Annotated in this window: 18 protein-coding genes; 7 read left to right on the top strand and 11 right to left on the bottom strand. The window is 63.5% G+C overall.

The features are described from left to right. The first annotated feature begins 128 nt into the window (after nt 1–128). The 3 genes from UB48_RS12750 to UB48_RS12740 are packed head-to-tail and all read left to right on the top strand — an operon-like array spanning nt 129 to nt 4,156. Entirely contained in the window at nt 129–1,724 is a 1,596-nt protein-coding gene (locus UB48_RS12750) for an ABC transporter permease (RefSeq protein WP_045197493.1), read from the top strand. Next, a complete protein-coding gene (locus tag UB48_RS12745) occupies nt 1,721–2,545 on the top strand; it encodes an ABC transporter ATP-binding protein (RefSeq protein ID WP_045197491.1) in 825 nt (274 codons plus the stop codon). Before UB48_RS12750 ends, UB48_RS12745 begins: the two co-directional genes overlap by 4 nt. 9 nt (nt 2,546–2,554) lie before the next feature. Then, nucleotides 2,555–4,156, top strand: coding sequence for an arylsulfatase (locus UB48_RS12740; protein ID WP_045197488.1), 1,602 nt, complete (start codon nt 2,555–2,557; stop codon nt 4,154–4,156). On the opposite strand, the gene UB48_RS12735 is transcribed toward UB48_RS12740, so the two are convergent. Continuing rightward, nucleotides 4,128–4,817, bottom strand: a complete 690-nt coding sequence (locus tag UB48_RS12735) for a Crp/Fnr family transcriptional regulator (protein ID WP_045197486.1) — start codon at nt 4,815–4,817, stop codon at nt 4,128–4,130. The genes UB48_RS12740 and UB48_RS12735 overlap by 29 nt on opposite strands. 88 nt (nt 4,818–4,905) lie before the next feature. On the opposite strand from UB48_RS12735, the gene UB48_RS12730 reads away from it, so the two are divergent. Beyond that, nucleotides 4,906–5,430, top strand: coding sequence for a DUF962 domain-containing protein (locus UB48_RS12730; protein WP_045197484.1), 525 nt, complete (start codon nt 4,906–4,908; stop codon nt 5,428–5,430). Nucleotides 5,431–5,505: 75 nt separating this feature from the next. Here the strand turns inward: UB48_RS12730 and pcaC are convergent, their stop codons facing one another. The 9 genes from pcaC to pcaR form a co-directional block, all read right to left on the bottom strand. Beyond that, complete coding sequence (gene pcaC / locus UB48_RS12725) at nt 5,506–5,898, bottom strand: 4-carboxymuconolactone decarboxylase (protein WP_045197482.1); 393 nt, start codon at nt 5,896–5,898, stop codon at nt 5,506–5,508. 2 nt (nt 5,899–5,900) lie between these two features. Beyond that, nucleotides 5,901–6,698, bottom strand: a complete 798-nt coding sequence (gene pcaD / locus UB48_RS12720; RefSeq protein WP_045197479.1) for a 3-oxoadipate enol-lactonase — start codon at nt 6,696–6,698, stop codon at nt 5,901–5,903. Between the two features lie 11 nt (nt 6,699–6,709). Continuing rightward, the gene (locus tag UB48_RS12715; protein WP_045197477.1) at nt 6,710–8,074 is read right to left on the bottom strand and encodes a 3-carboxy-cis,cis-muconate cycloisomerase; all 1,365 of its coding nucleotides are present in this window, start codon (nt 8,072–8,074) and stop codon (nt 6,710–6,712) included. 19 nt (nt 8,075–8,093) lie between these two features. Next, complete coding sequence (locus UB48_RS12710; protein ID WP_045197475.1) at nt 8,094–9,383, bottom strand: MFS family transporter; 1,290 nt, start codon at nt 9,381–9,383, stop codon at nt 8,094–8,096. 119 nt (nt 9,384–9,502) lie between these two features. Next, nucleotides 9,503–10,708, bottom strand: a complete 1,206-nt coding sequence (pcaF, locus tag UB48_RS12705) for a 3-oxoadipyl-CoA thiolase (RefSeq protein WP_177329160.1) — start codon at nt 10,706–10,708, stop codon at nt 9,503–9,505. Continuing rightward, entirely contained in the window at nt 10,705–11,484 is a 780-nt protein-coding gene (locus UB48_RS12700) for a CoA-transferase subunit beta (RefSeq protein ID WP_045197471.1), read from the bottom strand. Before UB48_RS12700 ends, pcaF begins: the two co-directional genes overlap by 4 nt. After that, entirely contained in the window at nt 11,481–12,338 is an 858-nt protein-coding gene (locus UB48_RS12695) for a CoA transferase subunit A (RefSeq protein WP_045197469.1), read from the bottom strand. The genes UB48_RS12700 and UB48_RS12695 overlap by 4 nt, the downstream gene beginning before the upstream one ends. Before the next feature lie 167 nt (nt 12,339–12,505). Further along, nucleotides 12,506–13,852 carry an MFS transporter gene (locus UB48_RS12690; protein ID WP_045197467.1) on the bottom strand — a complete coding sequence of 449 codons (1,347 nt, stop codon included), beginning with the start codon at nt 13,850–13,852 and terminating at the stop codon, nt 12,506–12,508. Between the two features lie 277 nt (nt 13,853–14,129). Continuing rightward, on the bottom strand, nt 14,130–15,005 hold the full coding sequence (gene pcaR / locus UB48_RS12685) for a pca regulon transcriptional regulator PcaR (RefSeq protein WP_176794222.1): 876 nt from the start codon (nt 15,003–15,005) through the stop codon (nt 14,130–14,132). A gap of 607 nt (nt 15,006–15,612) precedes the next feature. On the opposite strand from pcaR, the gene UB48_RS12680 reads away from it, so the two are divergent. Both UB48_RS12680 and UB48_RS12675 read left to right on the top strand, forming a co-directional pair. Beyond that, on the top strand, nt 15,613–15,813 hold the full coding sequence (locus UB48_RS12680; protein WP_010220873.1) for a hypothetical protein: 201 nt from the start codon (nt 15,613–15,615) through the stop codon (nt 15,811–15,813). 341 nt (nt 15,814–16,154) lie between these two features. Next, nucleotides 16,155–17,627, top strand: a complete 1,473-nt coding sequence (locus UB48_RS12675) for an inorganic phosphate transporter (RefSeq protein ID WP_045197461.1) — start codon at nt 16,155–16,157, stop codon at nt 17,625–17,627. A gap of 55 nt (nt 17,628–17,682) precedes the next feature. Here UB48_RS12675 and UB48_RS12670 read toward each other — a convergent pair whose 3' ends face one another. Further along, nucleotides 17,683–19,161, bottom strand: a complete 1,479-nt coding sequence (locus UB48_RS12670; protein WP_045197459.1) for a helicase HerA-like domain-containing protein — start codon at nt 19,159–19,161, stop codon at nt 17,683–17,685. A 169-nt stretch (nt 19,162–19,330) separates the two neighbouring features. Between UB48_RS12670 and UB48_RS12665 the strand changes: the two genes are divergently transcribed. Continuing rightward, nucleotides 19,331–21,211 carry a methyl-accepting chemotaxis protein gene (locus UB48_RS12665; protein ID WP_045197457.1) on the top strand — a complete coding sequence of 627 codons (1,881 nt, stop codon included), beginning with the start codon at nt 19,331–19,333 and terminating at the stop codon, nt 21,209–21,211. The last annotated feature ends 150 nt before the right edge of the window (nt 21,212–21,361 follow it).

Below are 21,361 nucleotides of genomic sequence, written 5' to 3'. Positions count from 1 at the left end.
CTTCGAATGCATTGGCTGCGGGTTATGGCAGCGGCTTTAAATGCAGGTTCTTATCACCTAAACGCATTGAAACTCACCGAATAATTCAATTTAAGAATAAGCAAATAGCCAATGTGCGGAGGTTTTCCATGGCCCGAGCTTCACTTTCCAGCCTGCCACTGGCAAGCCCCCCAGGCCGGACGCGACGGTTCGGCGGCCTGCCCCTGCGCCGCCTGCAAGCCTGGTATCTGCCGCTGTCATTGGCCGCCCTGTGGTGGTTGGCCAGCCGCAACCAGTGGATGAGCGAACAGATACTGCCAGCGCCGAGCCTGGTCTGGCAGAGCGGCCTGGAACTGGCCCAGGGCGAGCTGTGGACACACCTGGCGATCAGCCTGCAACGCCTGGCCCTGGGCCTGCTGGTGGGGGTTGCCAGCGGCGCCTTGCTCGGCGCCTGGCTGGGGTTCAGCCGTCGCGCCGAACGCCTGGTGCTGCCGACCTTCAATGCCCTGGCGCAGATCCCGACCCTGGCCTGGGTGCCGCTGTTCATGGTGCTGTTCGGTATCGGCGAGGTGCTCAAGCTGGTGGTGCTGGTCAAGGCGATCATCGTCCCGGTGACCCTGCACACCCTGGTCGGCGTGCGCGATGCCCAGCCACGCCTGCGCGAAGCGGCGACGGTACTGCGCCTGCCGCCGCGCCTGTTGATCAGCCGGCTGATTTTTCCGGCGGCCCTGCCGGCCTTTCTCGCCGGCGTGCGCCTGGCCCTGGCCACAGGCTGGACTTCATTGCTGGCGGTAGAGCTGCTGGCCTCCAGTGAAGGCATCGGCTACCTGATGGTCTGGGCCCGGCAGTTGTTCATGCTCGATATCGTCTTCGTCTGCATCCTGGTCATCGGCCTGCTGGGTTTTGTCATGGACCGTGGCTTGGCTTGGCTCGACCGGCGCCTGGTGCACTGGCCGCACCCGCCCAGCGCCGAGCTGCGGGTCTCGCGCCTGCAGAGTGGCCAGCGCCTGCAGGCCCTGCTGCTACCGTTGGCGCTGCTGGTGCTGTGGCAACTGGCCAATCAGCTGGACTGGGTCGACACGCAGATCCTGGTCGCCCCGCTGCAGGTCTTGCACACCACCTGGGACGGCCTGCTTGACGGCTCGCTCAGCGGCGCACTGGCCATCAGTGTCGGCCGGGCACTGGGCGGTTTGCTGCTCGGCGGTGGCCTGGGCTTCGCCCTGGGCCTGTGGCTGGGGCTGTCGACGCCTGCCGAACGCCTGCTCGGGCCCAGCCTGGCCGGCTTGCGGCAGATCGCAATCTTCGCCTGGGTGCCGCTGCTGACCGCCTGGTTCGGCCTTGGTGAACTGGCCAAGTGGGTGTTCGTTGGCCTGGCGGCGTTCTTCCCGCTGTTCATTGCCACCCAGCGGGCGGTGGCCAGCCGTTCGCCACAGCTGGAGGAAGCCGCCCGCGTACTGCACCTCGATCTGCCCCAGCGCTTGCGCCGGCTGGTGCTGCCGGGCGCGGCGCCGGGGATTTTCGCCGGCCTGCGCATCAGCCTGATCTACGCCTGGCTGGGCACCATCGGCGCCGAATATTTCATGCCTTCGGGCGGCGGTATCGGCAGCTTGATGATCGGCGCCCAGCAACTGCTGCGCATGGACATCATCATGGCCGGGATGCTCCTGGTCGGCCTCACCGGCGCCCTGCTGGGCGCCCTCGGACAACACCTCGAATTGCGCGCCACGCGCTGGAGACGAGCATGAACGCCATCGCCCCTGCCCTGGTCAGTTTCAATCAGGTCGGCAAACACTTCGCCGTTGCTGGCGGCGAGCTGGAAGCCATCCGCGACTTCAACCTGCAGATCGCCGACGGTGAATTCGTCGCCATCGTCGGCGCCAGCGGCTGCGGCAAATCCACCCTGCTGCGCCTGCTGATCGGCCTGGACAACGACTACCAGGGGCAGATCCTGATCGATGGCAAGCCGCTCGATGGCATCGGCAGCGAACGCGGCATCGTCTTTCAGGAGCACCGGCTGTTCCCCTGGCTGACGGTTTCGCAAAACATCGCCCTGGGCCTGGTCAACGACCCCTTGAACAACGAGCAGCGCCAGCAACGCATCAACCAGTACATCGCCCTGGTCGGCCTTGAGGACTTCAGCCAGGCCTACCCGCACCAGCTGTCCGGTGGCATGGCCCAGCGCGTGGCGATTGCCCGCGGCCTGGTGGCCAGCCCGCGCATTCTTCTGCTCGATGAACCCTTCGGCGCCCTCGACGCGCTGACCCGCCAGCAGATGCAGGACGAGCTGCTGGCGATTCGCGAGCGCGCGCGCATCACCACCCTGCTGGTGACCCACGATGTCGAGGAAGCGCTGTTTCTCGCCGACCGCGTGGTGGTGCTGGAGCCGCGCCCGGGGCGGATCAAGCGCATCGTCGAGATCGACCTGGCGCACCCGCGCCAACGCGCAAGCCTGGCCTTCCACCGCCTGCGCGAAGACCTGCTGCACGAACTGACCGCCGACGCGCGCTACCTGCCACCGGCGCAGGAACAGATCCGCGACCTGCCCTTGACCTACCTTGCCTACTGAGAACCGACCATGAGCCAACGCCCCAACTTTCTGGTCATCGTTGCCGACGACCTGGGTTTCTCCGATATCGGCGCCTTCGGCGGCGAAATCGCCACGCCGAACCTCGACGCGCTGGCCACCGCCGGCCTGCGCCTGACCGACTTTCATACCGCGCCGACCTGCTCGCCCACCCGCTCGATGCTGCTCACCGGCACCGATCACCATATCGCCGGCATCGGCACCATGGCCGAGGCGCTGACCCCGGAGCTGATCGGCAAGCCGGGCTACGAAGGCTACCTCAACGACCGCGTGGTGGCCTTGCCGGAGCTGCTGCGCGATGCCGGATACCAGACCCTGATGAGCGGCAAATGGCACCTGGGCCTGACCGCCGAGCTGGCGCCCCAGGCCCGCGGCTTCGAGCGCTCCTTCGCCCTGCTGCCGGGCGCGGCCAACCACTATGGCTTTGAACCGACCTACGACGAACACACCCCGGGCCTGCTCAAATCAACGCCGGCGTTGTACATCGAAGACCAGACCTTCATCGACGAACTGCCCAAGGATTTCTATTCTTCCGACGCCTTCGGCGACAAGCTGCTGCAGTACCTGAAGGAGCGCGACCAGAGCCGGCCGTTCTTCGCCTACCTGCCGTTCTCGGCGCCGCACTGGCCGTTGCAGGCGCCGGCCGAAGTGGTGGCGCGCTACCAGGGCCGCTACGACGCCGGCCCCGAAGTGCTGCGCCAGGAGCGCCTGGAAAAACTGCGCACGCTCGGCCTGATCGCCGCCGACACCCAGGCCCACCCGGTCGACAACCACTGGCACAGCCTCAGCGACGAGCAACGCCAGCGCTCGGCGCGGGCCATGGAGGTGTACGCGGCGATGGTCGAGCGCATGGACTGGAACATCGGCCGGGTGCTCGACTACCTGCGCAACCAGGGCCTGCTCGACAACACCCTGGTGTTGTTCATGTCCGACAACGGCGCCGAAGGTGCGCTGCTCGAAGCCTTCCCCAAGTTCGGCCCGCAACTGGCCAGCTACCTCGACCAGCACTACGACAACAGCCTGGACAACATCGGCCGGGCCAACTCCTATGTCTGGTATGGCCCGCACTGGGCCCAGGCGGCCACCGCACCGTCGCGGCTGTACAAGGCCTTTACCAGCGAAGGCGGGATTCGCGTACCGGCGCTGGTGCATTACCCGGCATTGGCACGCCAGGGTCAGATCAGCCAGCAGTTCAGCACGGTGATGGACATCACCCCGACCCTGCTCGATCTTGCCGGTGTGCGCCACCCCGGCAAGCGCTGGCGCGGCCGTGAGGTGGCGCCGCTGCGCGGTAAATCCTGGCTGGGTTACCTGTCGGGCGAGACCGAGCAAGTGCACGACGAAAACACCGTCACCGGCTGGGAGCTGTTCGGGCGCCGGGCCATTCGCCAGGGCCATTGGAAAGCGCTGTACATTCCCGGCCCGGTCGGCCCGGCCACCTGGCAGTTGTACGACCTGGCCAGCGACCCGGGCGAAATCAACGACCTGGCCGCAGTACAACCGGCGAAGCTGCAGGCGCTGCTGGGCGAATGGCAGAAGTATGTCGAGGAGACCGGAGTGATCCTCAGTCAGTCGCCGTTCCAGCCGGACTAGCCAGGGCCTGCAGGCGTGCCGGGTCGAGGATCTCGATCTCGCCATAGCCCAGGCGCAAGGCGCCTTCCTGCTGCAGCGACTTGAGGATCTGGTTGGTGGTCTGGCGCGACAGCGAGAGCATCAGCGCCAGTTGCTCCTGGGACAGTTGCAGCACGCGCCGGCTGCCAAGCAACTCGCCATAGCCGGCGGCGATCTGCAACAGCCTGTGGGCCACCCTCGGTGCGGCGGCCAGCAGGCTCTGCTGCTCCAGCGCAACAAACACCACGCGCAGTTTATGGCTCATCAACAAGGCCACGTCGCGCCAGTGCCGGGGCTGTTGATCGAGCAACTTCAACAGCGGCGCCTGGGGGATCCACAGCAACTGGGTCAGTCCTTCGGCCTGGGCGTCGTGGGTGCGCGGCTGGCCGTCGAACAGGCTGATCTCGCCGAACCAGTGCGGCGCTTCGATCAGGGTCAGCAGCGCCTCCTTGCCATCGGTGGCCACCGCGCCCACGCGCATCGCCCCGTCGAGCACCGCATACAGCCCGCACGGCGCATCGCCGCGCTGGAACAGGTATTGCCCGGCCGCCAGCTGACGCGGCCGGGCCAGTGCCAGCAGGCTATCCTGAAAGCTGGGAGGCAATGCCTGGAACCAGTGACCTTGCAGCAGGGTTTCGCGCATGGCGCCTCGAAGCTGAACTCTGTCGGCTAGCCGACAGACAGGTGGATATCTGTAGGACATGCTCACGTCACCTACAGGAGGAACAACAATGAAAAACCTGGTCGAACACCTGAGTCAATACGCCGCCTACCACCGCGACCCGCGCAACATCGCCACCCACTTCATCGGCATACCGCTGATCGTGCTGGCGGTAACGGTTTTGCTGTCACGCCCGGGCACCGAACTAGCTGGCGTCTGGCTGTCGCCAGCACTGCTGGTGGCGCTGGTTACCGGCTGGTTCTACCTGCGCCTGGACCAACGCCTGGGCCTGCTGATGGCGTTGTTGCTGGGCTTGTGCCTGTGGGCCGGGCAGGCGCTGGCGGTGCAAAGCACCCTGGTCTGGCTGAGTGCCGGGCTGGTGTTGTTCGTGATCGGCTGGGTGATCCAGTTTGTCGGCCACCACTATGAAGGCCGCAAGCCGGCGTTTGTCGATGATCTGATGGGCTTGATCATCGGGCCGTTGTTCGTGGTGGTGGAGCTGGGGTTCTTGCTGGGGTTGCGCCCGGAGCTGAAGAAGGCCATCGAGGAGAATGTCGGGCCGGTGGCGGTTCGGCAGAAGAAGGCAGCGGTCTGAGCGGGGCTGCTTTGCAGCCCTGCTCTTACACCAAACCTGTTGGAGCGGGCTTGCCCCGCGATGAGGCCCTGAGGGTCAGCCCCTGGACTCAACCCCCAACTCATCCCACACCGACTCGGCCAGGTGGAAGGTGGCATTGGCCGCCGGAATGCCGCAGTAGATCGCGCTCTGCATCAGCACTTCCTTGATCTCCTCACGGGTCACGCCATTGTTGGCCGCCGCGCGCAGGTGCAACTTCAGCTCCTCGTTGCGGTTCATGCCAATCAGCATGGCGATGGTGATCAGGCTGCGGGTATGCCGCGGCAGGCCCGGGCGGGTCCAGATGTCACCCCAGGCGTGGCGGGTGATCATTTCCTGGAACTCGCTGTTGAACTCGCTCAGGTTGCTCAGGCTACGGTCGACATGGGCATCGCCGAGCACCGCGCGGCGCACTTGCATGCCGGCGTCATAACGTTGTTTTTCGTCCATGGTCAGCCCTCTCGGCCCAGCAGAAAATCAATTACCCGGCGGCTGAACGGCGCACCGACTTCGACGTTGGAAAGGTGCGCAGCGTGGAATTCGGCGTACTGCGCGCCCGCCACGTTCTCCTGGATGAAACGCCCACCGGCCGGCGGCGTCACTGCGTCGTGGCTGCCGGAGATCACCAGCAGCGGCACCTTGATCTGGCCCAGTTGCTCACGAAAATCAGCATCGCGCACCGCCCCGCAGTTGGCCGCATAGCCTTCAGGCGAGGTGGCGGCGAGCATATCGGTAATCCGCTTGGCCTGGTCGGGATTGCCCTCGGCATAGGTTTTGGTGAACCAGCGCTCGATCGAGGCATCACGCAAGCCGACCATGGCGTCTTGACGATCACGCAATACCAGCTCGATGCGCGGGTTCCAGGTGTCCGGCGCGCCGATCTTGGCCGCGGTGTTGCACACGATCAGGCGGTTCAGCCGCTCGCCGGCGTTGATCCCCAGCCACTGGCCGATCAGCCCGCCCATCGACAGACCGCAGAAATGCGCCTGTTCGATATGCAAGGCATCGAGCAACGCCACTACATCCTGCCCCAGTTGTTCGATGCTGTACGGCCCCGGGGTCACCAGCGAACCGCCATGGCCGCGGGTGTCGTAGCGCAGCACGCGAAAATGCGCAGTCAAAGCCGGCACCTGGGTGTCCCACATGTGCAGGTCAGTACCCAGAGAATTGGACAGCACCAGCACCGGCAGGTGTTCCGGGCCTTCGAGTTGATAGTTGAGTACGCCATCGGTGAGTTGTACCTGTGCCACTGCAGCCTCCTTCAGGCATTGACGCGGTGATGTTCAGCCAGCGCCCGCTCGACCCAGGCACGAGCCTGACCGAGGTAGTGGGCTGGGTCGAGCAGACGATCGAGCTCGTCTGGCGAAAGTTCGGCACTGACCTGCGGCTCGTCGCCCAGCACGGCGCGCAGATGGCGCTGCTCGGCCACGGCCCGCTTGCAGCAGGTTTCCAGCAGATGGTGGGCATGGTCACGGCCCAGGCGCTGGGCCAGGACGATACTCACCGCTTCCGCCAGCACCAGGCCCTGGGTCAGGTCGAGGTTGCGGCGCATGCGCTCGGCGTCCACTTCCAGGCCATCGGCGATGATCTGTGCCTGGCGCAGCGCCCCGGAGACCAGGCAGCAGATCTCCGGCAGGGTTTCCCATTCGGCATGCCACAGGCCGAGGCTGCGCTCGTGCTCCTGGGGCATGGCGGCATACAGCGTGGCCAGCAGGCCCGGGACCCGGGTGGCGGCGCCGATCAGCACCGCAGCGCCGACCGGGTTGCGCTTGTGCGGCATGGTCGAGGAACCGCCCTTGCCCGGCGCCGAAGGCTCGAACACCTCAGCCGCTTCAGTCTGCATCAGCAGGCTGACGTCACGGCCGAGCTTGCCAAGGCTGCCGGCAATCATGCCGAGCACCGCCGCGAACTCCACCAGACGGTCGCGCTGGGTGTGCCAGGGTTGTTCAGGCAGCGTCAGCTGCAAATCTGCGGCCAAGGCTTCGGCGACCGGCAAGGCCTTGTCGCCCAACGCCGCCAGGGTCCCGGAGGCGCCGCCAAACTGCAGGGTCAGCAGGCGCGGCTTGAGTTCCTGCAGGCGCTGGCGATGGCGATTCAAGGCGCCCAGCCAGCTGGCAATCTTCATGCCCAAGGTGACCGGCGTAGCATGTTGCAGCCAGGTGCGCCCGGCCAGGGGCGTCTCGGCGTGAATCTCGGCCTGGCGCGCCAGGGCGTTGGTCAGTTGCGCCAGGTCGGCCTCGATCAAGGCCAGCGCCGCCCGCAGTTGCAACACCAGGCCGGTGTCCATGGCATCCTGGCTGGTGGCGCCCAGGTGCACATAACGCTCGGCCTCCGGTACGCCACTGGCAATCACCTTGCCCAGCGCCTTGACCAGCGGGATCGCCGAGTTGCCGGCCACGGCAATCGCCTCGGCCAGCGCGGCAAAGTCGTAGCGCTCGGCATGGCAGGCGGTTTCGATCGCCGCCACCGCCACCTGGGGGATCACCCCGGTGGCCGCTTCGGCACGAGCCAGGGCCGCTTCGAAATCAAGCATGCCCTGCACCCGGCCACGGTCAGAGAAAATCTCGCGCATTCCCTGCGCGGTGAAATAGGCATCGAACAGCTGATTGCCCGGACGCGGGTTCATTGGCAGTTCCTTGAACAGGTCAATGGTCGTGGTGCAGGTACGCAGCCTGCTTCGGCAAGCGCAGGCTGAACAGGAAGGCAATCGCCATCATCGCCGTAACGTACCAGTAAAAGGTGTTTTCCATGCCCATGGATTTCAGCCCCAAGGCGACGTACTCGGCCGAGCCGCCAAACAGCGCGTTGGCCACCGCATACGCCAGGCCGACGCCCAGGGCGCGTACCTGCGGCGGGAACATTTCGGCTTTGACCAGACCGCTGATCGAGGTGTAGAAGCTGACGATGCACAGCGCCAGGGTAATCAGCACGAAGGCCAGGAACGGGCTGGTGACGGTTTTCAGCGCCAGCAGGATCGGCACGGTGAACAGCGTGCCCAACGCGCCGAACAGCAGCATCGAATTACGCCGGCCGATACGGTCCGAGAGCATGCCGAACAACGGCTGCATGCACATGTACAAAAACAATGCGCCGGTCATGATGAAGCTTGCGGTCTTGGCGCTCATGCCGGCGGTGTTGACCAGGTACTTCTGCATGTAAGTGGTGAAGGTGTAGAAGATCAGCGAGCCGCCGGCGGTGTAGCCGAGCACGGTGATGAACGCCGCCTTGTGGTTGCGAAACAGCCCGGCGATGCTGCCGGCGTCCTTGTCGTTGCGGGTTTCGGCGCTGCTGGTTTCTTCCAGCGAGCGGCGCAGAAACAACGAGATCAGCGCAGCAATCGCACCGACCACAAACGGGATGCGCCAGCCCCAGGCGCGCAGTTCGTCTTCACTGAGCAACTGCTGGAGGATCACCACCACCAGCACCGCCAGCAACTGCCCGCCGATCAGGGTCACGTACTGAAACGAGGCAAAAAAACCGCGCTGGCCGCGCAGCGCCACTTCACTCATGTAGGTGGCGGTAGTGCCATATTCACCGCCCACCGACAGGCCCTGGAACAGCCGCGCCAGCAACAGCAGCGCCGGCGCCCAGGCGCCGATCGAGGCATAGGTGGGCAGGCAGGCGATGACCAGCGATCCGGCGCACATCATCAGCACCGAGATCATCATCGAATTCTTGCGGCCATGACGGTCGGCGACGCGGCCGAACAACCAGCCACCAATCGGTCGCATCAGAAAGCCGGCGGCGAACACTCCGGCGGTGTTGAGCAACTGTACCGTCGGATCGTCGGAGGGGAAAAAGGCCGGGGCGAAATAGATGGCGCAGAAGGCATAGACGTAAAAGTCGAACCATTCGACCAGGTTGCCCGAGGACGCACCGACAATGGCAAAGATGCGTTTACTACGCTCCTCACCGGTGTAATAGGCTGAAGTCATGGCTGCTTACTCTTGGTGGGTTCTGAGAGTCTAGACACACTCAGTAACACTCACGTTCCACAGAACAATCACGCCGGCCGCGCCGCCTTGCGTGGAGGCGGCGCGGCCGGGTCATTGGTTTACACCCGCTCGATGGCCAGGGCCAGGCCCTGGCCGACGCCGACACACATGGTCGCCAGGCCTTTGCGTCCGCCGGATTTCTCCAGGTGGTGCAAAGCGGTAAGGACCAGGCGCGCGCCGCTCATACCCAGCGGATGGCCAAGGGCAATGGCGCCGCCGTTGGGATTGACCTGCGGCGCATCGTCGGCCAGGCCGAGTTCGCGCAGCACGGCCAGGCCCTGGCTGGCAAAGGCTTCGTTGAGTTCGATGACATCAAAATCAGCCACCGCCAAGCCCAGGCGCTCGGTCAGTTTGCGCACCGCCGGCACCGGGCCGATGCCCATTACCCGCGGCGCCACACCAGCACTGGCCATGCCCAGCACCCGCGCCCGCGGGGTCAGGCCATGCTTTTTCACTGCGTCTGCCGAGGCCAGGATCAGCGCCGCAGCACCGTCGTTGACCCCCGAGGCATTGCCGGCGGTGACGGTCTTGTCCGCGCCGTTGACTGGCTTGAGGCGGGCCAGGGCTTCGAGGGTGGTGTCGGCGCGCGGGTGCTCGTCGTGCTCAACGACCGTCTCGCCCTTTTTATGGGCGATGCGCACCGGCACGATCTCTTCGGCAAAGAAGCCCGCAGCCTGGGCGGCAGCCGTGCGTTGCTGGCTGCGCAGGGCAAAGGCGTCCTGGTCGGCACGCGAGACCTGGTAATCATCGGCAACGTTGTCGGCGGTCTGCGGCATGGCATCGACGCCGTACTGGGCCTTCATCAGCGGGTTGATGAAGCGCCAGCCGATGGTGGTGTCTTCCAGCTTCATGTTGCGCGAGTAGGCGTTGTCGGCCTTGCCCATGACGAACGGCGCCCGGGACATCGACTCGACGCCGCCGGCAATCGCCAGCTCCATCTCGCCGCTGGCGATGGCGCGAAAGGCCGTGCCCACCGCGTCCATGCCCGAGGCGCAGAGGCGGTTGAGGGTCACCCCCGGCACGCTGTCCGGCAAGCCGGCCAGCAGCAGCGCCATGCGCGCGACGTTACGGTTGTCTTCACCGGCCTGGTTGGCGCAGCCGAGGAACACCTCGTCGAGCTGATCCCACTGTACCTGCGGGTTACGCTCGATCAATGCCTTGAGCGGCACTGCCGCCAGGTCGTCGGCGCGCACGCTGGCCAGGGCGCCGCCAAAGCGGCCAATGGGGGTGCGAATGGCATCGCAGATAAATACCTCACGCATCAGGCTTCTCCTGGCGCTTGGCCGTGGGCGGCGGCGGTGCGCGCTTCAAGGTCGCGCAGGGCGTTGAGCTCGACATCGCTCGGCGCGACGGTGGTTTGCACGTTGTCGGCAAAACGGATGGCCCAGCCGGTGGCAGCGATGATCTGCTCGCGAGTCACGCCCGGGTGAATCGAAGTCACCACGAACTCATGAGTACCGGCTTCCGGCTCCATGATGCACAAGTCGGTAATAATGCCTACCGGCCCCTCGCCTGGCAGGCCCAGGCGCTTGCGTGAATCACCGCCTTCGCCGTGGCCGACCGAGGTAATGAAGTCGAGCTTGTCGACAAAGGCGCGGTTCGACTGCTTGAGGATGATCAGCACCTGCTTGGCGGAACCGGCGATCTCCGGCGCGCCACCGGCACCTGGCAGGCGAACTTTGGGCTGGTGATAGTCACCGACCACGGTGGTGTTGATGTTGCCGAAGCGGTCGACCTGGGCCGCGCCGAGAAAGCCCACATCGATGCGCCCGCCCTGCAGCCAGTAGCGAAAGATCTCGCCGGTCGGCACCACGGTGTCGGCGGTTTCCGCCAGCTCGCCGTCACCGATCGACAGCGGCAGCACGCTTGGCTTGGCGCCGATCGGGCCGGACTCGTAAATCAGCACGACATCGGGCGACGAAGTCAGGCGCGCCAGGTTGGCGGCCTTGGACGGCAGGCCGATGCCGACGAAGCAGACGGCGCCATTGCGCAGGCGACGGGCTGCGGCAACGGTCATCATTTCATTGGTGGAGTAGCTCATTGTGCAGCCTCCGCGCTGGCCAGTTTTGCCTTGAATTCAGTGAAGTCGGCGGTGCCGCGAATGTACTGGTCGACCCACGCCGTGAAGCTTTCGCGGCTGCGGGCAATCGGGTCCCAGGCCTGGTAGAAGCGATTGTCCCGCTCGTAGTAACCATGGGCGTAGGACGGATGCGCGCCGCCCGGCACCAGGCACACCGCAGACAGCGCCCAGGTCGGCAGCACGCAGGCGTTCATCGGCGCCTGGAGGTCGTCGACAATTTCCTCGACGGTGACGATGCAGCGCTTGGCCGCCAGGGCTGCTTCCTTCTGCACACCGAGAATGCCCCAGAGCAGCACGTTGCCCTTGCGGTCGGCCTTTTGCGCGTGAATCACGGTGACGTCCGGGCGTACCGAAGGCACGGCGGCGAGAACTTCACCGGTGAACGGGCAAGTCACGCTCTTGATCAGTGGGTTGACCTTCGGCAGGTCGGAACCTGCGTAGGCACGCAGCACCGCGAAGGGCAGGCCCGAGGCGCCGGCGACGTAGGCGTTGGCCAGGTCGGCGTGGCTGTGTTCTTCGATCTCGATAGCGTGCGGCCAGTGTTTTTCAACCGCGTCGCGCAGGCGATGGAGGGAACCGACACCCGGGTTGCCGCCCCAGGAGAAAATCAGCTTGCGGGCGCAACCGGCGCCGATCAGCTGGTCGTAGATCAGGTCAGGCGTCATGCGTACCAGGGTCAGATCTTTCTTGCCCTGACGAATGATTTCATGCCCGGCGGCAGTCGGAATCAAGTGCGTGAAGCCTTCGAGGGCGACGCTGTCTCCGTCGTTGACGAACTGCTTCACGGCGTCGTGGAGCGAGAGGATTTCAGCCATTGCAGACTCCTGGATATGCTGAGTCGGGGTCGGTTTCAAGGCGCCTCGGGCGGCGCCGGTCATGGGTTCAGATTAAGATGGGCTGGGGGGCTGTTCAATCCGATAATCGACTAACCGTTCGATTATCGAACTGATTGTTACCTTGCTAACAACACGTGCGAGGGCTGTCAGGTCGCATCTGCGTGACTGACCATGCCCTTGATAATCACCGCCGTGGTGGCCAGTGCCGCAGGGATCACCAGCGCGGTCAGCACCTGTTCGAAATTCCAGCCCAGGCCCAACAGGGTTGCGCCCATCCACGCCCCGAGAATCGCCCCGAAACGGCCGATACCGAGCATCCACGACACCCCGGTGGCGCGCCCCTGGGTCGGGTAGAAGCGGGCCGCCAGCGACGGCATCGCCGACTGCGCACCGTTGACGCACATACCGGCAATCAGCACCAGGGTCGCGAGAAGGGTGATGTTGCCCAGGCTCTGCCCTACCGCGTAGGCAAACACCCCGGCCAGCAAGTAGAAGGTGCCGATAACCTTGTGCGGGTTGTAACGGTCCATGGCCCAGCCCACCGCCACGGCGCTGAGCACCCCGCCAAACTGGAACAGCGCACCGATGAAGGCGGCCTGCTCCATGCTCGCGCCACTGTCGCGCATCAGGGTTGGCAGCCAGCTGGTCAGCAGGTAGACGATCACCAGGCCCATGAAATAGGTCAGCCACAAGAGCAGAGTGCCGACGCTGTAAGTCCCGGAGAAGATCACCGCAAACACGTTGCGGGCTTTGACTGTCTTTTGCTCCGGCACGCTGAAGCTCAATGCCTGGCCGACGATGGCCGGCTCGATCGGCGCCAGGGTCTTGCGTACCTTGTCGGTGCCGCGGTTACGGACTACCAGGTAACGCGCCGACTCCGGCAGCCAGAACACCAGCACCACCGCCAGCACCAGTGGCAGAACCCCGCCGATCAGCAGCAGGCTGTGCCAGCCGAACGCCGGGATCAGCTTGGCAGAAATGAAGCCACCCCCGGCCATGCCCAGGTTGAAGCCGCAGAACATGCTGGTCACCAGCAGCGACTTGTGCCGCTCCGGGGTGTATTCGGACAGCAGCGTCGTGGCATTGGGCATGCCCGCGCCCAGGCCCAGCCCGGTGAGAAAACGCAGCACCAGCAACTGGTCAACATTGGTGCTGTAGGCCGACGCCAGGCTGAACGCGCCGAACAGCAGCACTGCCCCCACCAGTACGACTTTGCGCCCGAAACGATCGGCCAGCGGCCCGGACCCCAGCGCACCGAAGACCATGCCGATCAACGCAGCGCTCATCACCGGGCCGAGGCTGGCCCGGTCAATGCCCCAGTCCTGGGACAGGGCCGGGGCGATAAAGCCCATGGCCGCCGTATCGAGGCCGTCGAGGAAGACGATCAGAAAGCACAGGATCACCACCCGCCATTGGTAGCGCGACAGCGGTTGGCTATTGATAAAGGACTGCACATCAAGGCAGTTTCCGACAGCAGCTTGAGGACTATTCATTATTTTTATCCAGAAGAAGCGCGCGCGTGTGCGGGTGCGCGCGTGAACGGCACGGACGAACAGGGACGGGATCGAAAAACTGGATCAGCTGCCGCGCAGTCCCGCGTAGGACAGGTGCAAACCGTGCAGGGACAGGAAGTCGGTCATAGGGCGTTTGCCTCTCGCTCATTATTATGGGCGGTCAGGGCAGGCTGACCGCTGCGAGGGACATTAATAAGCAGGCGGGCGCGGCGCAATTCGATAAACGCATCTCTGTGCGTTTATCGAACAGGAACGTTCAGGCGAACAATTGCGCGCTGAGGTCACGACTGGCGGCAAGCATGATCGGCAGGAAGCGCTGTTCAAGCTCGGTGCGGCTGACCCGTCCGGCATGGGTACTGACGTTGAGCGCCGCCAGCACCTGGCCGGAGGCGTCGTAGACCGGAACGGCAATCGAGCGCAAGCCCTGCTCCAGCTCCTGGTCGACCACACACCAGCCCTGCTGGCGAACCAGCTGCAGGCACTCGAGCAAGGCCACCGGGTCATGGAGGGTGCGGCTGGTCTTGGCCTGCAGGTCGGCGTGCTCGAGGTATTCGTGCAGGGTTGCGTCGTCCAGCGCCGCCAACAGGATACGGCCCATGGAGGTGCAATAAGCCGGCAGGCGCCCGCCAACCGACAGGTCGACCGAAATCAGGCGCTGCACCGTGGCCGAGCGGGCGATGTAGAGAATGTCGTCGCCCTCCAGGGTGGCCATGTTGCAAGCCTCGTGCAACTGGTCGCTCATGCGGTCCAGATAAGGCTGCGCTGATACCGCCAGCGGCGTCGACGACAAGTAGGCGTGACCCAGGGTCAGCACCTTGGGCAGCAGCGAATAGGTGCGCCCGTCGGTGGTGGCGTAGCCGAGCTTGATCAGCGTATGCAGGCAGCGGCGCACCGCGGCGCGGGGGATTTCCGTGCGGTGGCTGATCTGGGCGATGGTCAGGTGGCGCTTGCGCTCCTGGAACGCCTGAACTACCGCCAGGCCCCGGGCCAGCGAGGTCATGAAATCGGGGTCACCGGTAAAGGCCTGGATACGCTTGGCCGGCGAGGCAACGATAGGCGGCGCCAGGGACGCAAACGAGCTACGCACGTTGTCGTTCAATCCTGGCCCTTTGGGCGTGGTTTCTTCTGTCATGGCTAGCCTCGGCAACACGGTCACTGGGGCGATTATCGAACCATCGACCGATAATCGCAATTGACCGCTACCCTCAATTGCTTATACCTTTCTCCCGCCACCATGTGGCTTCTTGGAGAGACTGGTCAGGTACCCACCGTAGAAGTCCCAGGCACGGCCTTGCCCACGAAGCGAGGCCGTTTTTCCTTCCTCCGTAAAAGACGGGGTCGGTGGCCAGAGAACTTTTTCTCGGCGCCCGGTTCAAATTTCATACTCGGCGGACTGAGCGCATTCATAACTTGGTAACAAAACCGCCGCTCTATTGTTCTTATCAACAATAGAGAGTACTAGTGTCAGACAATCTGCTTGCTATAATAAAACTTCGTATCCACGCCCTTGGGCGAGGATAGTGCGGATCCAATCCGCTGCTGCCCCCAGGCAGACACAACCGGATCGCTGCAAGTGCCATTAACGTGAACACCTCGATGTTCACTTTCGCTTGCACCACCACAACCTACTGTTGCTGCGACAGTTATGCCGCTCTGGCCGCGTAGCCGTGTGCATGTTGTGCCCCGCGCACTCAATTGCCCGCGTAAACGCCAGGGTTTATATCCATACAGGTAATACTGTGACCAAAGATGAACTGCGCGCCGAACTAGAGCGCCAGGAACAACGTTACAAGGACGTCTATGGCGGTGAAGTGACCACTTATGCCGCGCAACCCGACCCGGAACGCAAGCCATGGCGCAAACGCGCAAGCGTGCTAGACCAGGCCTTCGCCCAGGAACTGGAAAAAATCGAGAAAGAACTCAAGGACCAGGCGCCCTGAGCCACGCCTGATGGCGATCGCAACACGCCGCGCCACGGCGTGCGGGGATGCTTTTAGCTGAGCACGATGCAGCTGATTTTTGCGCCGTCATACGCATGCGGTAACGGAATTTCACAAATTTCATACGGCCGTTTGATTTTTTTCTGACACGCATGAAATCATGCAAATGTTTAATTTTTCTCGATTTTTTTCGATTTTAGCCGACGATCACCGAAGCATCGCCGACTCAGCGGCTTGGGCAATGGGGTAGAAAAGTCGTCGAGCGGTCCGTCGCAGGGGCATCGATTACCGGGGATTTCTGGCATAATCGCGCCCCCTTATGACCGGGTCAGAATTCCTTCATGATCGATTTATTCAGCGGACTTGATGCCTGGGTACTGGTGAGCTTGCTGCTCGCTCTGACCTTCGTACTCGCCTTCGAGTTCATCAATGGCTTTCATGACACCGCTAACGCGGTAGCTACAGTCATCTATACCAAAGCCATGCCGCCGCACCTGGCCGTGTTCTTCTCCGGCGTGTTCAACTTCCTCGGGGTTCTGCTCGGCGGTGTCGGCGTGGCGTATGCCATCGTTCACCTGCTGCCGGTCGAACTGCTGATCAACGTGAACACCGGCCACGGCCTGGCGATGGTCTTCTCTCTATTGGCTGCCGCCATCACCTGGAACCTGGGTACCTGGTACTTCGGGATCCCGGCGTCCAGTTCGCACACGTTGATCGGCTCGATCCTCGGCGTGGGCCTGGCCAACGCCCTGATCAGCGACATTCCGCTGGGTGACGGGGTCAACTGGCAGAAGGCAATCGATATCGGCATGTCGCTGGTACTGTCGCCGATGGCCGGTTTCGCTGTCGCCGCGCTGGTGCTGCTCGGCCTGAAATGGTGGCGACCACTGTCGAAGATGCACAAGACGCCGGAACAGCGCCGCAAACTCGACGACAAGAAGCACCCGCCATTCTGGAACCGCCTGGTGCTGGTAATTTCGGCGATGGGTGTGAGCTTCGTGCACGGTTCCAACGACGGTCAGAAAGGTATCGGCCTGATCATGCTGGTACTGATCGGTATCGTTCCATCGGCGTTCGTTCTCGACCTCAACAGCACCACCTACCAGATCGAGCGGACCCGCGACGCCACGCTGCACCTGAACCAGTTCTACCAGCGCAACGAAGCGACCCTGGGCGAATTCCTGGCCCTGGGCAAAGCCAAAGAAGGCGACCTGCCAGAACAGTTCAGTTGCAACCCGCAGCAGACCGAGCCGACCATCAATGCCTTGCTCGATTCGCTCAAAGGTGTGGCCGACTACCGTTCGCTGACGCCGGAAAAACGCATTGAAGTACGTCGTTACCTGCTCTGCCTGGACGACACCGCCAAGAAGGTCGGCAAGCTGCCAGGCCTGCAGGCACGCGAGAAGGCGGACCTGGACAAACTGCGCAAGGACCTCACCGCCACCACCGAGTACGCACCGTTCTGGGTGATTCTCGCGGTCGCCCTGGCCCTGGGCCTGGGTACCATGGTCGGCTGGAAACGCGTAGTGCTGACCATCGGCGAGAAGATCGGCAAGCAGGGCATGACCTATGCCCAGGGTATGTCGGCGCAGATCACCGCAGCCTGCGCCATCGGCATGGCCAACATCTTCAGCCTGCCGGTCTCGACCACCCACGTACTGTCCTCGGGTGTGGCCGGTACCATGGTGGCGAACAAGAGCGGCCTGCAAGGTGGCACCGTACGCACCATCCTGCTGGCCTGGGTACTGACCCTTCCGGCTACCGTGGGCTTGTCGGCAGCTTTGTTCTGGCTGGCAACCAAAGCCATCGGCTAATACACCCCGCAGTAAAAAGGCGCCCCGAGGGGCGCCTTTTTTATGCCTGATGCAATCAGCGGCGCTTGCTGCCGCCGAGCAACGAACCCATCAGGCCCCGTACCAACTGGCGCCCGAACTGGTTGGCCGCCTGGCGTACCGCCGACTTGATCGCCTGCCCTGCTGCGCTTTGCAGGAACTCGCCGGCTTTGTCGGCCAAGCTCTCTTCAGCCGCAGCCGGCGCCTGCTCAGGCTCAGCGGCGCCGCCTTTACGGGCATTGAGCATTTCATAGGCCGATTCACGGTCGATCGGTTTGTCATAACGCCCGACCAAGGGCGAAGCGGCAATCAGCGCTGCCCGTTCGGCGGCGCTCAGCGGCCCGATGCGCGACTGCGGCGGGGCAATCAGTACACGCTGGACCATACCCGGCGTGCCCTTTTCCTGCAGGGTACCGACCAGGGCCTCACCGATGCCCAGCTCGGTTAGCACGCTCAAGGTGTCGAATTGCGGGTTGGGGCGGAAACCATCGGCCACGGCCTTGAGGGATTTCTGCTCCTTGGCGGTGAATGCCCGCAGGCCGTGCTGGACGCGCAGGCCCAACTGCGCGAGGACATCATCCGGCAGATCGCCCGGCGACTGGGTGACAAAGTACACACCTACGCCCTTGGAACGGATCAGCCGCACCACCTGCTCCAGCCGGTCCTGCAGGGCCTTGGGGGTGCCATTGAACAGCAAGTGGGCCTCATCAAAGAACAGGGCCAGCAACGGTTTTTCGGCATCGCCACGCTCGGGCAATTGCTCGAACAGTTCGGCCAACAGCCACAGCAGGAAGGTCGCATAGACTTTCGGCGCCTCATGCACCAGGCGGCTGGCATCGAGCAGGTGAATGCGTCCGCGACCATCGACATCCGGCTGCAGAATGTCTTCCAGTTGCAAGGCCGGCTCGCCAAACAGCGCCTCAGCGCCCTGCTGCTCGAGGGTTGCCAGGCGCCGCAACAGGGCCTGGCTGGAGCCGGTGGTCATCAGCGCACTGTCTTCACCGAGCAGTTGCGGGTTGTCCTTCAGGTGCGCCAGCAGCGCCTTGAGGTCCTTGATGTCGAGTAGCAACAGGCCTTCGCGGTCGGCGACCTTGAACGCGGCATACAACGCCGCCTGCTGGCTGTCGGTCAGCTCCAGCAAATTGCCCAACAACAACGGGCCCATTTCGCTGAGGGTGGTGCGCAGCGGATGACCAGACTGACCTTGAATATCCCACAAGCTGACCGGATAAGCCTGAGGCCGATGGTTAAGCCAGGGCATGCCGGCAATGCGCTCGGCCACCTTACCCTGGGGGTTGCCCGCCGCGCCCAGGCCGCACAGATCGCCTTTGACGTCAGCGGCAAACACCGCCACGCCAGCGTCGCTGAAGGCTTCGGCCATGTGTTGCAGGGTCACGGTCTTGCCGGTACCGGTCGCCCCGGCCACCAGGCCGTGACGGTTGGCCAGGCGCATGGCCTGGGCCACCGGCTGCCCGGCGAGGTCGGCGCCGAGCACGAATTGCGAAGAGTCAGGCATGTTTTTTCACCCTCTGTTTAAAGCTTTGGCTTGAAACGGCCGATATTAAATAGCGATAGACCACCAGGAAGACAGGAATAGCCCGACAAGGAATTGGGACCTGCACTGCTTTCACGCTGTTCTTTGTGCGAACGACCCGGATAACAAGACCTTAGCGGACCGACACGTTATGAACAAAAGCCTCCGATTCAGCCACAAGATCCTATTGGCCGCCTCGCTGATCGTCATGATCGCCTTTACCCTGTTTACCTTGTACAACGATTTCTTGCAGCGTAATGCCATTCGCGAGGATCTGGAAAACTATCTTGAAGAAATGGGCGAAACCACTTCGACCAATATCAAGAACCTGTTTGACGGTCGTATTCTGCTGGTACAAAACGTTGCACAAAACATTGCCGCGTTTCCCGAGGCTGACAAAGTCGGCACGCTGCTCGGCCAACAAGCGCTGGTCTCAAGTTTCCTGACCATTTACCTGGGTGACGTCAACGGCGGTTTCACCATTCGCCCACAGACCAAGATGCCCGACGGCTACGACCCGCGCGTACGCCCCTGGTATAAAGACGGCATGGCCGCCAACGGGCCGATCCTGACCGAACCTTATATTGATGTCAGCACCGGCAAGATGGTCATTTCGGTGGTGGCGACCGCTGCGCGCAACGTTGGCGTGGTCGGTGGCGACCTGGCCCTCGACGGCCTGACCGAGATCATCAACTCGCTGAACTTCGGCGGCATGGGCTACGCCTTCCTGATCAACGATCAAGGCAAGATCCTCGTGCACCCGGATAAAAACCTGGTGATGAAGTCGCTGTCGGACCTGTTCCCACAGAACACCCCGCGCATCAGCAAGGAGCCGAGCGAGGTCGAACTTGACGGCAAGACCCGGATCCTCAGCTTCGCCCCGGTCAAGGGCCTGCCTTCGGCTAACTGGTACATCGGCCTGTCGGTAGACAAGGACGAGGCCTACTCGATGCTGAGCAAGTTCCGCACCTCGGCGGTGATTGCCACCCTGGTCGCCGTGGTCATCATCATTGCCCTGCTCGGCCTGCTGATCCGCGTACTGATGCAACCGCTGCACACCATGACCCGGGCCATGGAGGACATCGCCGAAGGTGAGGGCGACCTGACCAAGCGTCTGGCGATCCATAACCACGACGAATTCGGCATCCTCGGCACCGCCTTCAACCGCTTCGTCGAGCGCATCCACGGTTCGATCCGCGAAGTGTCCTCGGCCACCGAGCAGGTCAACGAAGTGGCCCTGCGGGTAGTCAGTGCCTCCAACTCGTCGATGGTCAACTCCGACGAGCAGTCCAACCGCACCAACAGCGTTGCCGCGGCGATCAACCAGTTGGGCGCCGCCGCCCAGGAAATCGCCCACAACGCCGCGCAAGCCTCGCAACAGGCAAGCTCGGCACGGCATCTGGCTGAAGAAGGCCAGCAGGTGGTCGATCGCAGCATCCAGGCGATGAACCGTCTGTCGGACCTGATCTGCACTTCCAGCGCACACATCGAGACGCTCAACAGCAAAACGGTGAACATCGGCCAGATCCTCGAAGTGATCACCAGCATCTCGCAGCAGACCAACCTGCTGGCGCTCAACGCCGCCATCGAGGCGGCACGCGCAGGGGAAGCCGGTCGCGGCTTTGCCGTGGTCGCCGATGAAGTACGCAACCTGGCGCACCGCACCCAGGAGTCGGCGCAGCAAGTGCAGAACATGATCGAAGAGCTGCAGGTCGGCGCCCGTGAATCGGTCGACACCATGGGCCAAAGCCAGCGCCACAGCCAGGACAGCGTCGAGATCGCCAACCAGGCCGGTGAGCGCCTGGGCAGCGTAACCCTGCGCATCGGCGAGATCGACGGCATGAACCAGTCCGTGGCCACCGCCACCGAGGAACAGACCGCCGTGGTCGATTCGATCAACATGGACATCAACGAAATCAACATGCTCAACCAGGAAGGGGTCGAGAACCTGCAGTCGACCCTGCGCGCCTGCGCCGACCTGGAGCAACAAGCCAGCCGCCTGAAACAACTGGTGGGCAGCTTCCGTATTTGAGCTTGAGCGGCAAGCTACAAGTTGTAAGGTGCAAGAAGAAACAGAGCCTAGTGCGCTCTGCTTTTTCTTGCAGCTTGTAGCTTGCCGCTAGCCGCTACCGAACCCAATCGAACAAACTATCCTTCATAGAGGTCAACCTTAGGGCGCGTC

Source organism: Pseudomonas sp. 2(2015) (genome assembly GCF_000955865.1).
Taxonomy (GTDB): domain Bacteria; phylum Pseudomonadota; class Gammaproteobacteria; order Pseudomonadales; family Pseudomonadaceae; genus Aquipseudomonas.
This window is presented reverse-complemented; position numbering and strand designations above follow the sequence as displayed.